This window comes from Sulfurihydrogenibium sp. YO3AOP1 (assembly GCF_000020325.1).
In the GTDB taxonomy this organism is placed as follows: Bacteria; Aquificota; Aquificia; order Aquificales; family Hydrogenothermaceae; genus Sulfurihydrogenibium.
In genome coordinates, this window is sequence record NC_010730.1 from 1602715 (window position 1) to 1619671 (window position 16957).

At 29.3% G+C, this 16957-nt stretch carries 10 protein-coding genes; 6 read left to right on the forward strand and 4 right to left on the reverse strand.

All coding sequences use genetic code 11. The features are described from left to right. Positions 1 to 1722: an NAD+ synthase gene (locus tag SYO3AOP1_RS07990; protein ID WP_012460212.1), complete on the reverse strand. Its 1722-nt coding sequence runs from the start codon at positions 1720 to 1722 to the stop codon at positions 1 to 3. A 25-nt stretch (positions 1723 to 1747) separates the two neighbouring features. Next, the gene (gene metG, locus SYO3AOP1_RS07995) at positions 1748 to 3655 is read right to left on the reverse strand and encodes a methionine--tRNA ligase (protein WP_281340841.1); all 1908 of its coding nucleotides are present in this window, start codon (positions 3653 to 3655) and stop codon (positions 1748 to 1750) included. An 87-nt stretch (positions 3656 to 3742) separates the two neighbouring features. Between metG and SYO3AOP1_RS08000 the strand changes: the two genes are divergently transcribed. Continuing rightward, positions 3743 to 6145, forward strand: coding sequence for a GGDEF and EAL domain-containing protein (locus SYO3AOP1_RS08000; RefSeq protein WP_012460214.1), 2403 nt, complete (start codon positions 3743 to 3745; stop codon positions 6143 to 6145). A gap of 345 nt (positions 6146 to 6490) precedes the next feature. Here the strand turns inward: SYO3AOP1_RS08000 and SYO3AOP1_RS08005 are convergent, their stop codons facing one another. Continuing rightward, complete coding sequence (locus SYO3AOP1_RS08005; RefSeq protein ID WP_012460215.1) at positions 6491 to 7840, reverse strand: glucose-6-phosphate isomerase; 1350 nt, start codon at positions 7838 to 7840, stop codon at positions 6491 to 6493. 101 nt (positions 7841 to 7941) lie between these two features. On the opposite strand from SYO3AOP1_RS08005, the gene SYO3AOP1_RS08010 reads away from it, so the two are divergent. Together SYO3AOP1_RS08010 and atpC are read left to right on the forward strand one after the other, a co-directional pair. Continuing rightward, complete coding sequence (locus SYO3AOP1_RS08010) at positions 7942 to 9543, forward strand: PEGA domain-containing protein (protein ID WP_012460216.1); 1602 nt, start codon at positions 7942 to 7944, stop codon at positions 9541 to 9543. A 120-nt stretch (positions 9544 to 9663) separates the two neighbouring features. Beyond that, positions 9664 to 10068: an ATP synthase F1 subunit epsilon gene (atpC, locus tag SYO3AOP1_RS08015; protein ID WP_012460217.1), complete on the forward strand. Its 405-nt coding sequence runs from the start codon at positions 9664 to 9666 to the stop codon at positions 10066 to 10068. Between the two features lie 385 nt (positions 10069 to 10453). Here the strand turns inward: atpC and SYO3AOP1_RS08020 are convergent, their stop codons facing one another. After that, positions 10454 to 11683 carry a glycosyltransferase family 2 protein gene (locus tag SYO3AOP1_RS08020; protein WP_012460218.1) on the reverse strand — a complete coding sequence of 410 codons (1230 nt, stop codon included), beginning with the start codon at positions 11681 to 11683 and terminating at the stop codon, positions 10454 to 10456. Positions 11684 to 11750: 67 nt separating this feature from the next. Here SYO3AOP1_RS08020 and SYO3AOP1_RS08025 point away from each other — a divergent pair, with 67 nt between their 5' ends. From SYO3AOP1_RS08025 to SYO3AOP1_RS08035, 3 genes are read left to right on the forward strand one after another with little or no spacing between them, the layout of a single operon-like run. Next, entirely contained in the window at positions 11751 to 14663 is a 2913-nt protein-coding gene (locus SYO3AOP1_RS08025; RefSeq protein ID WP_012460219.1) for a glycosyltransferase, read from the forward strand. A gap of 1 nt (position 14664) precedes the next feature. Further along, positions 14665 to 15813 (forward strand): UDP-galactopyranose mutase, encoded by a 1149-nt coding sequence (gene glf / locus SYO3AOP1_RS08030; protein WP_012460220.1) that lies wholly within the window; start codon positions 14665 to 14667, stop codon positions 15811 to 15813. Further along, complete coding sequence (locus SYO3AOP1_RS08035) at positions 15810 to 16838, forward strand: hypothetical protein (RefSeq protein WP_012460221.1); 1029 nt, start codon at positions 15810 to 15812, stop codon at positions 16836 to 16838. The genes glf and SYO3AOP1_RS08035 overlap by 4 nt, the downstream gene beginning before the upstream one ends. Positions 16839 to 16957 lie beyond the last annotated feature (119 nt).

A 16957-nucleotide genomic window follows, 5' to 3' on the forward strand; every position in this document is an offset into this window, starting at 1 on the left:
TTAAAATTCTTTAAATCTATTTGTTATTGGCATTCTTCTATCTTTTCCGAATGCTCTTTCTGTAATCTTTATTCCTATCGGTGCCTGTCTTCTTTTGTATTCGTTTTTATCTATAAGGTTTATTATCTTCTTCACATCTTTCTCTTCAAAGCCAAGTTTTACAATCTCTTCAACTGTTAAGTCCTGCTCTACGTAAAACTGTATAATTTGGTCTAAAATAGGATATGGAAGAAGTTCTGCTTCGTCTGTCTGATTTGGTCTAAGTTCTGCTGATGGTGGTTTTGTTAAAACTCTATCCGGTATTACTTTTGATATAGAGTTTCTGTAATAGCTTAGCTCATAGACTTTTGTTTTTAGTACATCTTTTAAAACTGCAAATCCACCTACCATATCGCCGTACAATGTCGAATATCCTACGCTCATCTCGCTTTTATTTCCTGTGGCGATAACTATCCAACCAAATTTATTTGATAACGCCATCAAGATGTTTCCTCTGATTCTTGCTTGAAGGTTTTCTTCTGTTGTGTCTGGTTTTAAGCCTTTAAATATTTCTTGAAATTCTTCTAAGTATTTATCAAAAATATTTTTTATTGGAATGGTAAATGTTTCAATATCAAGATTTTTAGCAAGCTCTATGGCATCTTCTATAGATTCTTTTGAAGTATAATGTGAAGGCATTAAAACACCTTTAACATTCTCCTTTCCAAGTGCATCAACTGCTATGCAAGCTGTAAGTGAACTATCTATTCCCCCGCTTAATCCAATGACAACTTTCTTAAATCCATTTTTGTTTATATAATCTCTAAGCCCAACAACCAAAGCTTTATAATTATCTTCTATCTCTTTTTTATCAAGTGCTATTTTTTGAGATATTTGATTATTTTTATTTTTGATTTTGTAGTCTAATCTAACTTCTTTTACATTTATAGGTTTTTTTAAGTATCTTAAATTCTTAAGTCTGTTATCTTTTAGCTGAAGTCTAAAAATCTCGTCAAGGTCTATATCTGCCAATAATAACTCTTCTTCAAATGATTCTGCTTTTGCTAATATCTCACCTTGTGCATCTAAAATTAAGCTGTTTCCATCAAAAACAAGTTCATCTTGACCACCTACCATATTGACATATGCTATAGAAATTAGATTATCTCTTGACCTAACCTTTAACATCTCTTCTCTTTTTTTGACTTTTCCTTGTGAGTAAGGTGATGCGTTTATATTAATCACTACTTCAGCACCAAGAATAGCATAATCATTGACTGGATTTTCTGGATACCATATATCCTCACAGATTGATATTCCGACTTTATAATTATCTATTGATAAAAGTAATAGCCCATCTCCTTTTTGAAAGTACCTGTTTTCATCAAACACGCCGTAGTTTGGTAGAAACTGCTTGTGATACACTCCGACTATTTCTTTATTGTAAATCACAGCGGCAGCATTAAAAACATCTTCTTGTTTATCTATAAATCCAACAACTGCAATGATGTTATCAATATTTTCTTTTAATTTTTCTAAGTGTTGGAGATTTTTTTCAATAAAACTTGGCTTTAAAATAAGGTCTTCTGGTGGATACCCTGTAAGTACAAGTTCAGGGAAAGCTACTATATCTGCTTCTAATTTCTTTGCTTTTTCAATAAATTCAAGGATTTTATTATAGTTATACTCAAAATCTCCAACTACTGGATTTATCTGTGCTAAGGCTAATCTAATTTTTTTCATAGACTCTTTTTAACCTCTTTAAGCTTTAAGAAACTGGACTTCCTACCCCAACATCTTTATCTGTAGTTAGTACTGTCAATCTTTCTCCATCTTTTGCCGCCAATAACATTCCGTGAGACTCTATTCCAAAAATTTTTCTTGGCTTTAAATTTGCAAGAACGATTACATTTTTACCTATAAGTTCCTGAGGCTCGTAATACTGTGCAATACCTGAAACTATTGTTCTTTCTTCATCTCCAAGACTTACTTTTAACTTTAAAAGTTTATCTGATTTTTCAACTTTTTCAGCTTCTAACACTTTTCCAACTCTCATTTTTATTTTTGCAAAATCATCAATAGTGATGTATTCTTCTTGTTTTACTTCCTCTTTTTTTATCTCTTCCATCTTTTTTTCTTCCTCCTTTATCTCAATTCTTGGGAATAATGGAACCACTTGATTTATAGTAATTTCTACCGGAAAGCTATAAGGCTTAATATCTTTCTTGATTTCATTTATGTTTAACATACTTAAAGCTTCTGCCATTTTTTGTGGCATAAATGGGTTTAGCATCCATACAACAGCATATATTCCATCTACAACTGTGTAAAGCGTTGTCTTTAGATACTCTTTATCTTCTTTGTTTAACTTCCAAGGTTCTACTTTTACAATATATTTATTAAGCCAATCTATAAACTGCCAAACTTCTTCAAGACTTTTGCTAAACTCTAACTTTTGAATAAAATTTTTATAATTTTCCAAGGTTTTAGAATAAACATTTTTATACTCTTCTTCTATCTCTTTGAAAACAGAAGGTTTTTCTATTTTTCCATTTTGGAATTTATGAATCATCGTTAAGCTTCTTGATATAAGATTGCCAAGGTCGTTTGCAAGGTCTGAGTTTATTCTGTTTATTACAGCTGATTTAGAAAAATCACCATCAAGTCCAAACGGAACTTCTCTTAATAAAAAGTATCTAAGCTTGTCAACGCCAAACTCATCTGCTGCTTTAAATGGGTCTACTACGTTTCCAAGGGATTTAGACATTTTATGACCCTCTACCGTCCACCAACCATGGGCAAAGACTTTTTTCGAAATTTCAAGTCTTGCACTCATTAAAAATGCCGGCCAATATACAGCATGAAATCTTAAAATATCTTTACCAACTATATGAACATCGGCAGGCCAAAACTCGTTAAGGTTTTCTGGATATCCAACAGCTGTCAGATAGTTAGTAAGTGCATCAAACCATACATAAATAGTGTGAGATGGGTCAAAAGGAACAGGGATACCCCATGCTACACGGTCTCTTTTCCTTGATACAGAAAGGTCTTTTAATCCTTGTTTTACAAAGGATACAACTTCATTTTTTCTAAAATCTGGCAAGATAAACTCCGGGTTTTTCTCGTAAAATTCAAGAAGTTTATCTGTGTATTTAGATAATCTGAAAAAGTAGCTTTCTTCTTTGACTTTTTCGCAAGGCTTTAAGTGGATAGGGCATTTATAATCATAATCTTTTATCTCTGTTTCTGTTTTAAACTCTTCACATCCAACGCAGTAATAGCTTTCATATTCAGAAAGATAAATATCTCCATTTTCATAGCATTTTTGAAAGATATGCTGAACAGCTTTTATGTGGTCTGGGTCTGTGGTTCTGATAAATCTATCATAGCTGATATTAAGCTTTTTCCAAAGCTCTTTAAATGCTAAATGAGTTTTATCTGCAAGCTCTTTTGGAGAAATTCCTTTTTCTTCTGCTGTTTTTTGAATCTTTTGACCATGCTCATCTGTTCCTGTCAAGAAAAATGTTTTTACTCCAATTTGTCTATAATATCTTGCAAGAACATCCGCCGCAACAGTAGTATATGCATGTCCTAAGTGTGGAACATCATTAACGTAGTATATTGGTGTTGTGACGTAGAATTTCTCTTGCATTTTCACTCCTGATAAACTAATATTAAAAATAGACGATAATAAAATTATAACATTTAAGTATGGGTGAATTTGGTAGAAAATAAGAGGTGTTTCAAGCTTAATTATTTCGTGGAAAGAGTTCTAAAGGTAAGGTCTTTTGCTAATAAGATTATTCTGCTTTTTATTTTAATATTTTTTATTTCTTCAATCTTTGCTTTATTTTTAGTCTCTTATTATGTATATGACAGTGAACTTGGAAAGGCAAAAAAAGGAATCGAATTGGCTATTAAAATTAGAAAGGAGTCAAGTCAGCAAATATTAGATATGTATTCTAAATCATTACCTAACATGATTAACGAATCAATGGATAATGATTATTTGTTATACATAACTGATAAAATTCCTGATTTTCTAAAAAACAACTACAAGTATTATTTAAAGGACAAAGTAATATACTTTAAATTTAAGAAAGATGGTAAAAAATACGCTGCAGCTGTAGATGAAAAACTTTTAAACAGTCAAATTATGTCTAAGTATGGTATAGTTTCAATTTATAATCCAAATTTCTTCTTAGCTACGGATACCAATCTTAATTTAAACAATATTTGTGCTTACTCTAAATATGAAAATTCAAATTTTTATTTAGCTGGTTGTATTAAAAAGGAAACCATTCTAAAAATGGCTTTTACTGAAGGTTTTAAAATAGTTATTATTAGCGGCGGGTCATTTTTATTTTTTGTTTTACTATTTTATTTTATAGCAAGAAGATTAATTTTATTTCCATTGAATTACATCAAATACAAGCTTAATGAGCTTGAAAAGAAAGATATTAGATATGTAAAGTTTTATTTACACAAGTTTGGTTCAGATGAACTTGCCAAAATTTCAGAAAAATTTGAAGAATTTAGAATTAGATTAATAAAATCTCAAGACAAAATTTACCTTGTATTTCATACAGTAACCAAAATATTATCAGCAACAAATGAATTCAATAAATTTTCTAAATTTGTCTTAAATAATTTAGATAAAATTTTAAATCTAAAAGGAAGTTATTTGATTTATCAATATAATTCAGAAGAAGTTAAATCTTTTTCTGACAAGTATTTACAAGATCAAAAAAATAGTCTTGAACTTGGAAATTTTAATGAGATTATCTTAAAAAGAGATATAGATAGTGATTCATATATTGAATTTCATGGGTTTAGAAAAGATAAACTGAATGAAGAAGATTTAGAATACCTTGAAATAATCTTATCAAACCTTATCTATGTAATAAAACTTTACAGAACTGCAAACTATGACTTTCTTACAAGAGTTTTTAATAGAAGAAAGATGATGGAACTTATCCAAAAGAATATAGAAAATTCTAAAAAATTCGCTATACTGATGCTTGATATGGATGATTTTAAAAGGATTAATGACACGTTTGGTCATGACCTTGGAGACGAAATTTTAAAAGAAATTGTTAAAATTTTAAAAAATATAAGAAGACAGCAGGATATTATAGGTAGGTATGGAGGAGAGGAGTTTATTATCCTAAGTCCAGATGCCGATGGTAAAGAAGCATTAAATATAGCAGAAGATATTAGAAAAGCCATTTCAGAAAAGCCGGTAGTAGTAAGAGATAATAAAATTTATATATCTGTCAGCATAGGTATAGCTGAGTTTCCAATTCATGGAAATAGTCCAAGTGAACTTTTAAAAGCTGCCGATATTGCTCTTTATAAAGCAAAAAAAGAAGGCAAAAATAAAGCTGTTTATTTAATACCCGAAGAAGTAAAAAAAATTATTAGTTTAGAGTTTGAATTTAAAGATGCAATATTAGATGCTATAAAAAATGACAGATTTGTTCCATTTTTCCAGCCTATAGTTGAAGCAAAAACTGGAAATATATATGGTTATGAAGTTTTAGCGAGAATTTACGATGAGAAAGAAAATAAATACATTCCAGCATATCAATTTATAAATAATGCTATTAAGTACGGACTTGTTGAAGAGATAGATAAAATAATTCAAGAAAAAGCAATTAAGTATTTTTCAGAAAAGAAATTGAATAAATGCTTATTCTTAAATATGTCCAAAAATTTTATTTATAAAAGTGGAAACTTAGAAAATCTATATAACCTTTGCGTATCAAATGGTTTAAAACCTGAAAATGTTTATTTAGAGATAACAGAAGAAGAAGCTATTTTAGATTTTAAAAATGTAAAAGAATTAATCCAGTACGGAAAATCCTTAGGATTTAGATACGCAATAGATGATTTTGGTGCCGGATATTCTAATTTTGTATATCTAAAACATTTTAATGTTGATATAATCAAAATAGATGGTTCATTGGTTGCAAATATTCATCAAGATTTAGACAACCAAATTATAGTTGAAAATATTATAAGAATTGCCAAACATAAAAATATTAAAGTGTTGGCAGAAATGGTTGAATTAGAGGAAGAGAAAGATATTCTTATAAAACTTGGGGTAGATTATTTGCAAGGATATCTATTTGGAAAACCAGAAAAAGAAGTTAAGGAGTAAAAAGTGAGCAGGAGTGGTTCACGAGACAAAGTCCGAAAGATTTCTTCTTAGATTTTGTAAAATTTATCAATACCCTTCCGAAGATATTTTATTAATCATTAATAATATAAAGGCAAAGGCTTAAATAATTTCTATACCGATCAATTATTTCTAATAAATATACACGTCAGGTGATAAATTCAATAAAAGCAGGAGATTCTTCGCCGGCTGCAGAATGACAAATAAGGTTATCCTTCCTTTAATGTTTATCATTCAACCTTTGACTGTCATCCTGAGGACGTAAGTCCGAAGGATCTCATTTTTAAATTCTATGAAAATCACTAATTTCTCACCCCTCAAGGCATACTAATCATTTATTTCTAATGTATACTTCTCTTTAACTAACTCTCTATACTCCTCTAACTTTTTCTCATATCCTTTTCTGCCCATAAGTCCGTAAGCAAAATCTTTTCCTTCTTCAACAGCCGGTTGGTCAAATGGATTGATTTTATAAAGCATTCCAGTAAATCCTGTTGCAAGTTCATAAATATAAATCAACATTCCAAGATTGTAATGATTCAATCTATCAATTGTTATAGTTAAGTTCGGTACTTGGCTTTTAATCAATGCAGCTATTGTTCCTTCTAATTCTATGTCTAAAATTTCTTTCAATGAATGGTTAGCAAGGTATCCAATTTCTTCTGGAATATCTTTTGGGATTTTGTAATCTCTACTACTTTCTAAAACCCTTAAAAAAGTAATAATTTTATCTTTTGGACTTTCTCTAAAAAGCTGAATTTGAGAGTGCTGGTCTATTGTTCCAATAGACTTTAATGGAGTTTGACCAAAGCCTTCTTTGCCAAGACTTTCAGCCCATAGCTGCCTATACCAATCTACAAATGATGATAATCTTTCAAAATACGGCATCATTACCGATATATGTTTTCCTTTCCTTTCACATGCTAAATAATGAATAAGTCCGATTAAATAAGCAGGATTTTCTAATGGATTTGAAATTTTCATGCAAAGTTCATCAGCTTTTCTTGCACCTTCTAAAAGCAGGTCTATATCAATTCCACATACAGCTGATGATAAAAGTCCAACATTGCTTAATACAGAAAATCTTCCACCTACTTTTGGCGGAATGTCAAGCATTTTGATTCCTTCTCTTTCCCCAAACTTTCTTAAAAACCCTTTTTCCGGGTCTGTGGTAAATATTAGATGGTCTTTATAATCTTCTCCTAACTCATCTTTAAGTGTGGTTAAAACTATTGCAAAGTTTGCAATTGTTTCGACAGTTGAACCGGATTTTGTTATCACGTTAAACATTGTTTTTCTAATATCTATTAAGTCAAGAATGTTGCCTATTTTTTCCGGGTCTACATTATCCATGATATAAAACTTTGGATAATTAAAATTATTATAGTTAAAACCGTTTATTGCTTCTTGAATCATTTGATTTCCAAGGGCAGAACCCCCTATTCCAATTACAACAAAGTAATCAAAATTTTCTCTTATTTCTATAGCAAGTTTTTTAATCTCTTCTGTGTGTTGATATGGCAGTTTAGTAAAGTAAAAGCTATTATCTCTCTCTTCTTTTATTTTCTCATGTACTTCTTTTACAATTTCTTTATAAGCTTCTATCTCTTCAAATAAAATTCCATGTTTTTCACCAATAAAATCTGACATAACATTTGTAAAATCTATTTTTATCATGAAATCCCCCTTGAATATTGATGTAAAATATTTTATGACAAAAATCAATTTTCTGTTTTATAATATGGTTAGCAAATATTAACTAAACTGAGAGGTGTGGTATGAGAAAAGGTTTATGGTTTATGGTTTTTCTTATCTTCTCGTCATTTATCCTTTCTTCTTGTGAAGGTAAAGGAAAAATTTCTATTCAAGAGCCAAAAAATGCAGATGTTTACATTAATGGAAAACATGTTGGGAAAACGCCCCTTGAATTGGAATTAAAAGAAGGTAGTTATGACATTACTGTGGCAACAACAGAATTTGATAGAGATACACAAAAAGGTGTTTGGGTTTATTATGATAAAACAACAAAATTAGTATTCAATCCAAAGCCAACTGGTATTCTTCAAGCAGACTCTACACCACAAGGTGCAACTGTTATGGAAGGAAGAAATTACATCGGTACAACTCCGTTTAAAGAGTATCTTCCTGTTGGAAAACATCTTATTATCTTTAAACATGGAGCTGTAGGTACTTCAAGAAAAGTAATTATTGAATACGGGAAGACAACGTCTATATTTGTAAATCTAACAAAAGCTGTTATTCATCTAAACGCAAATCCACAGGATGCTAAAATTTATGTAGATGGAAAAGAAATTGGAACTTCACCACAAAACGTTGAGCTTGATGAGGGTGTTCACAAAATTACTGTAGAAAAAGATGTATATAAAGACACTTTCACTATAAAAGTTAAAAAGGGTGATGAGTTTTATGTTAATTACACCCTTGAAGATGTTCAGCTTCCACCTGTTCAAGCTTATGGACCATTATACATGACAAAAGATTACAAATATTTTGTATCCTTAGGAAAAGCTGGAATTTATTTCTGGGATATAACAGACTTAAAACCACATATCTCTTTATGGGATCCGGAGGATGTAAGAAACTTTGATAAATTCTCAATCTTTGCAATTTCTGACGATGGAAAATTCACAACTGCAATAAAACCTATCAAAGCACTTGCATACAAATATAAAGACATGAAAAATCCTGTAAAAATTCTTGTTTGGGACAATTCTACAGCCTCTGTAATTGTAAATAAAGTATTTGACGTAAATGCATCTTTAATTTCTTTTGGAAAAGGTGGAAATAATGTATATGTCTTCTCAAAAGACGGTAAGGGATTTGTATTAGATGCTAAATCCGGCAATAAAATTAAAGATCTTTCTTTAAATGAATCATTATCTGTGGTAAAAGGATATAACAACAAAATCTATACAGGAACAGAAAGCGGAAAATTAATTGTATTTGATACAAATTCAGATAACATAGAGAAATCAGAAAATATATCTTCTGGAAGAATAAATGATATTCAAGTTTCTAAGGATGGTAAATATTTAGTGATAGCTTCAAAAGAAGCTAAGGTCTTAAATTTAGCTGACTTAAGCGTGTTTAAAAATGTTTCATCTAATACAACTGTATTATCAGCTAACTTATCCCCATCAAACAGCAAAATTGCTTTAGCTAAGGCGGACAAGACTGTGGACGTTTACGATATCAATGGAAGTAGGCTTTACACAATTAGCAACTTTACAGCACAGCCAATATCTGTTATTTTTGCAACTGAAGAAATCACAATCACAGCATCTTCTGTGGAAAACCCAACAATCGACCTCTGGTACAATGGAAAATTACTAAGAAAATGGGTCCAAACTATAGAGTAAAAAGCGGGTAGCGGTTAGGTGAGAAAGTGAGGAGTCTCTTTGCTTCTTACCTCTCACCTATTACCTTTCACGTTAGTATGGTATAATTAAATTCTAAATTTTCTAAAAAAGGGAGGAAAAATGTATAGATTGGATGTAGTTACTCCAACTGGTAGTGTATTTAGCGGTGATGTTTATCAAACGGTAATTACAACGGCTGATGGCGAAATTGGTATACTTGAAAACCATATGCTACTACTTACAAATATAACTCCTGGAAAGTTAAGAATCGAGAAAGCTGACGGAGAAGTAAAGGAATTTGCGGTGACTTATGGTGTATTAGATGTTAGAGGCGACAAGGTTATTGCTCTTGTAGAAGAAGTTTTTGAGCTTGATGAAATTAATGTTGATAACGAAAAACAACTTTTAGAAGAAGCTAATCAAAAACTACAAAACGAAAATCTTTCAGAAGAAGAAAAAGAACATTACGAAAAACAAAGATCAAGGTCGCAAGCATTATTAAATCTTGCATCAGCTAAGGTTTAAATTGGAGTAAGAAGGTGAGTAAATGAGAGGTAAAACGTTTATAAAATTTAAGTTTGTAGGTGAATAAGTGAAAACAGAAGATAAAAATATGCAAAGCCTTCAATGCGAGCCAAGTTTTTGAAAAGAAGCCAATGGAGTAATTTTAATTAGCAAGTTTTGAAGGTAGCCATTGTCTTTCCTATTCTTGGAAAGTTCTTTACAATGGATTATTCCTCTCTGAAGTTATTGATAAATTTAGGGACGTGGAAATAAGGTTGCATTTAGCGGACAATTAATGAGTTGCCCGTTTAGTCCTGTGTCAGGTGGCGGGACGTTCCTATAATAAAGTAAGGATTTTACAAGCAGTCTGACCCACCTTTATTACTGTAAATTTGAAATAAAAACATCAACCTAATAATCTTTCAAATAAACCCTTCACATCTTCTTGTTTACCAAGCTGGTTTGCTAAACCTGTAAGATTATGGATTATATCTTCATTCAATGGATTTAATGTTGCTGCTTTATAGAAAAATTGATATGCTTTTTCTAAATTATTTGTATAATACTCCAATACACCAAGAATATTATACAAAGGTGCACCTTGATAAGCAGAAGCAATCTCGTTTATTAGATTAAATATTTCTTGCACATTTCCTTCATTAATAGATTTTTCTATCATTTCTATCAATCTTTGTATTTGACCTATATTCTCTTGTAAATTTTTAACTTCTTCTTGAGAAAATCCTTGTTCTTCTGAAACTAATTTTTTAGCCTCATCAAAAAGACCCATGTTAAAATAAGCTTGAACCAACTTTGACAATGTAATTTTATTATGAAAGCTTAATGCAGCTTTTCTGTAAAATTCTGATGCATTGTATAAATCATAATAATCAGTTAAAACATCTCCTATAGACGTATATGCAGTTGCTAAAGCAAGATTTTCATTCTTATTCCATCCAAGCTTTGGGAAAAATTCTTGTAAAGGATATTTTTTTAATGCATCTCTTAAAGCTTTACTCCTATAAGAAGTATCTATGAATGTTTCTAATAAGTACTTTACTACATAGTTAAACTCTGACAGTTTTAACTTTAAGTTGTTTAAATTTTCATAAATAAATCTGTAAAATTCATAATCTTTAAAGCTTTCATCAAATTTTCCAAGTCTTTCTAAAGAATCTTTTTTTATAATTACTCCAAACTCAGGAATATAATCTTCTATTTTCAAAGTCATTAATAAATTATTCTCTTTTCCATATACATCTTCTAGCTTTCTAATGCTTTCGTTACCTTCTATATCTTTGTAGACAATATTTGTATAAATAATATCAGCATCCGGATTTGATTCTAAAACTTCCATCATTTCCGGTATCATGTCAAACTCCAAGACAGTCGCATTATCTATCCAAAGAATTAGCTCATTTTCTGATTTGTCCATTATTTTATTTCTCAATACTGCTTTATTATCTGTATCAAGATCTAAAGCTACAAAATCAAACTCTGCATTTTCTAAATCTTCTTTATTGCCGGTATAGATTATTTGATTAAAATACTCTAAATTATCCTGAATTCCTTCCAAGACATCATTAATTTTTGAAAAATCTGAAGTGGTCTTTAAAATCCCAAGTGTTAAATTCATATAATTTTCCCTCCTTTTATAAGTATTGTATTATATTTTATCAATAAAAAATAGATAAGGTTTTTTAATGACGGATTTAAAAATATCAGTTTTAATTCCAACTTATAACAGACCGGAGTATTTAAGAGAAGCTTTAAAAAGTATTTTAGATCAATCAATTAAACCATATGAAGTTATAGTAGCAGATGATAATCCAAATGAAGAGATAAACAAAAAGAATTTTGAAGTTGTAAACGAGTTTGCTAAAGATTATCCTTTTATAAAATATCATAAAAATGAGAAAAATCTTGGACCGGCTGAAAATTACAAAAATCTGTTTTACTTAGCGTCAGGAGATTTAATCCATTTTTTATGTGATGATGATATCCTTGCACCTTATACATTAGAAGAGTTAAGCAAACCTTTTAAAGAAGATGATGATATAGTAATATCTGCCGGAAAAACTTTATTTGTAGATGAAAAATTAAGGGTTATTTATTTGCCGGCATTAAGAAACCATTTAGAATTTTATGAAAAATATTTTAATGATTCTTATGTCAATGGTAAGTGGCTGATAGAAAAATCCTTAGAAAAGCTTTTTAACATTATGGAAAGTTTTTCAGGTTTTATGTTTAGAAAAGATAAAGTAGATTTTGAGCTATTTAAATTTGATGCTATAGATTTTGAAGCTAATGCAGATTGGTTTTTATGGATGAATTTAGCAAAAAAAGGAAAAGTTTATTTAAGTAATAAGGCCTCTAACCTGCATAGAATGCATGAAACAAATAATCAGCTTAACATAAAAACTATGCTTAAAGAAGCAATCGAGAGGCAAACTTTTTTAACAAAAGAATTTATTGGTAGTCTTGGTATAGATGAAAATTTATTTAGATACAAAGATGGGTTTACAAGAAATTTATATTACATTGATGCCTTTTACCAATACATAAAAACAGACAGAAAACTTTCCAAAGATTTAAAGCAATTGCTAAACAAAATCTACAATGCAAATTTAGATTTAAAAATTGAAAGAGAACCATTTTCTATAATTATAGTCTCTTACACCTCTTCAGATACTATCAAAGAATGCATTCAATCAGTTTTGGATTCTTATTTAATAGAAGATGATGAAATAATTGTTGTTGACAATAATTCGAAAGATAACACGGTTGAAATTGTAGAATCTTTTAATGATAGTAGAGTAAAGATAATAAAAAATTCAGAAAATCTTGGATATTCTAAAGCTATAAATCAAGGAGTTGATTTATCAAAGAACCCTTATTTGGTATTTTTAAATCCAGATACTGTTGTAATCTCTAAAGACTGGCTAAACAGATTTTACAAAGAGCTTCAAGATAAACATGTTGCAATGGTTGGTCCGGTTTCTGACATAGCAATGTATAAAAATAATTTATCTAAATATATTCTTCCAAACCTGAGATTTTTAGACTTAAAAAGATATGAAAAATTTTTAAAGTATATTTACAACCAATATCATGAAGATACAACTCTTTTGTCAGGATTTTGTATTGGAATATCAAAAGAAAGATTTTTAGAATTTGGAAAATTTGACGAAGACCTTATCCTTGGATTTGATGACTTTGATTTTTCATTAAAAGCACAAGAAAAAAATCTAAAACAGTATGTTTTACCTTCAGTATTGATAGCACATAAAAATCATAAATCTTTTGAAAAAGATATAAAAAAAGCTAATTACTTAAATAAATTAAGTTTATACAACTTTTTAAAAAAACTAATCAAAAAATACGGATATGGAAACGTTCCAAATCCAATAGATTTGTTTATGAAAGATTTAAAGAAAACAGAGCCATTTTATACATTTGACTTGTCCGACGGAAGATACAGATATGTTTTCAAATTTACTGATAAAGAAAAGCCGAAAGACTTTTTTAGACAAAAGGCTAAAATAATAAAATTAAAGCCAAGAATAGCAATCATAACGGTTAATTATTTCTCTTCTGAATATATAAAAAGTCTTTCCAAATCTATCGTAGATTCTGATTATCCTAACATAGATTTTATAGTTGTAGATAATTCTGAAAATGAAGAAGAGTTTAATAAGCTTGAGAATATCTTAAAAGAAGTGTTTGGAGAAACTACAACAAAACAATGTTATCTACTAAAAAATATTAACAATGGCTATGCAGGCGGAAACAATTTAGGCATAAGATATGCTATAGAAAATTTAAAATCAGAATATATATGGCTGCTAAATCCGGACACGAAAATAGAAAAAAATACACCTTTGGAGCTTTTAAAGACCTTAGAGTATACAGACATTCCGGTAGTTACTTGTAAGATAAAAAATTACGATGATGAGAATGTTCAATATGTAGGGGACAATGTATTCTTAGGTGGAGCTGAAAACTTAAAAGATTACGGCTTAAGATATGTAAAGTTTTTATCAGGTGCCAACATCTTTATGAAAAGTGAAGTTATTGAAAAGGTTGGATATATAAACGAAGATTTCTTTTTATACTTTGAAGATAATGAATTTCTTATAAGATTAAGAAAAAACGGAATAAATCCAATTTATACACCTTTTACATTTATTAGACACAAAGTTGGAGGTACTACAGATAAAAGTAATAAATATCCTTTATGGTATTATTATGAGATAAGAAATAGATTGTTAATTCTTGATTATGCAGCAGATAATAAATATGATTTTATGGATTATCTGACAAGCACTTTAGGTGAGATTAGAAAAAGCTATATCGAATCAGAGCATAACAAGAAACAAGCTATTTTGGATGGTATTTTTGATTTTAGTAAAAGGATAAAAGGGAAAGTAAATAGAGGTAATTTTGACAAAGAAGAAATAGGAAATAGACTGATAGAGTTTGAAAGTTATATAGAAGATGTTATTATAGACTATGATATTGAAAAGATGTATTTAAAATTAAAATTGGACTCGGAGAAAATGGATTTATTTGATGAGTTTTTGGAGTTGGTGAAGATAAAGGAAATAGGAAGATAATATGTTTAACTACATTATAATTGGAGCAGGATTTTCTGGAAGTGTGATAGCTGAAAGAATAGCCAATGTATTAAATCAAAAAGTTTTAATTATTGAAAAAAGAAACCATATTGGTGGAAACTGTTATGACTACAAAGATGAAAACAACATAATAATACATAAATACGGACCACATCTATTCCATACAGATTATAAAGATGTTTTTGATTACCTATCAAATTTTACAGAATGGCAATTGTATCACCATAGAGTTTTAGCTTTTATAGATGGTAAAAAAGTACCAATACCATTTAATCTAAATACACTTTATGAAGTTTTTCCAAAAACCTTGGCAGAAAAATTAGAAACTAAACTATTAAACAAATACAATTACAACTCAAAAATACCGATATTAGAGCTTTTAAGAGAAGAAGATGATGACCTTAAATTTTTGGCAAACTTTATCTATGAAAAAGTATTTAAAAACTATACAGCAAAACAATGGGGATTAAAGCCTGAAGATATAGACCCACAAGTTACAGCAAGAGTGCCAATTTACATAAGTAGAGATAACAGATACTTTACAGATAAATACCAAGCTATACCAAAAGAAGGGTATACAAAAATCTTTGAAAGAATGTTGAATCATCCAAACATTAAAATAATGTTAAACACGGACTTCAAAGAATTAATAAACATTGATTATGAAAACAAAAAAATATACTTTACGAAACAAGAGTATAAAGGAAAGCTTATTTTTACAGGAATGATAGATGAATTATTTAATTTCAAATATGGATATCTACCATACAGAAGTTTAGAATTAAAATTTGAGAGTATGGACCAAGAGTACTATCAAGAAGCCCCTGTGGTAAACTACCCCAACGATTATGACTTTACAAGAATAACAGAATTTAAACACATTCATCCTATAAAATCTGATAAAACAACCATCTTAAAAGAATATCCAAAAGCTTATCAGCCAAACGTAGATATACCATACTATCCAGTTTTTACAAAAGAAAATCAGGAGCTGTATAATAAATACAGAGAAGAAGTAGATAAATTTGAAAGTCTAATACTTATAGGCAGATTAGCAGATTATAGATATTATGATATGGATGATGTAGTAAAAAGAGCTTTGGAAGTATTTGAGAAGAGGGTTAGATGACTGAAATATATAAAGATACTAAAATCTTTGTAGCTTGTCCTGCAAATGTTTCGACAGGTGGACCAGAGCTTTTGCATCAACTGGCTTATCGTTTAAGAAGAGATCTAAGTATTGATGCTTATATGTATTATTATAATTTTGATGATGGTAAATTTAAAAATCCTGTTCATAGAGAGTATGAAAAATATGATAATCCATTTGTTACAAAATTAAACGAGATTGAAGACAACAAAAAGAATATAATTATAGTCCCTGAAATTCAGGAGGGAATAAATTTACTTCAACATTTCAAAAATATAAGAAAAGGTGTTTGGTTTTTATCTGTAGATAATTATTATTTATCTAAAGTTTATGAAAAAATATTATTTTTAGATTTTAATAAACTTGATTTACTTTCTAATAAAATTGAAAAATTAGCAATAAAATTTCCTTATGAAAAGGATCCGCTATTAAAGCTTGCAAATTTCTACTTATTTCAATCTCATTATGCTATTGATCACTTTAAAAACTTAGAGCATAAATATTATTTGTCTGATTACTTAAATAAAGATTTTTTAAAAATAGAAACAGATATATCCAATAAGGAAGATATAGTAGCTTTTAATCCAAAAAAGGGATACAATTTTACGAAAAAAATCATAGAAAGCAATAAAGATATAAAGTTCATACCATTGATAAATATGAGTAGAGAAGAAGTTATAGAAACTTTACAAAAAGCCAAAGTATATATAGATTTTGGCAATCATCCTGGAAAAGATAGACTACCTAGAGAAGCTGCTATCTTGGGCTGTTGCATAATTACTGGTAAAAGAGGTTCTGCCGCATTTTTTGAAGATGTTCCTATTTTTGATGAATATAAATTTGAAGACAGGGAAGAAAATATTCCAAAGATTGTAGATAAAATAAAAGAATGCTTTGAAAATTATGAAGAAAGATATAAAGATTTTGAGCATTATAGAGAAGTTATAAAAAACGAACCGCAAAGATTTGTTGAAGATTTAAAAAAGATTTTTGTAAAAGTGTAAAAGAAACCAATATTGCTTTAAATATTGCTTTATAATACGTCGGGTGAGAAATTCAGCAAAAAGAGGAGATTCTTCGCTTCGCTCAGAATGACATACAAGGTTATCCTTCCTTTAATGCG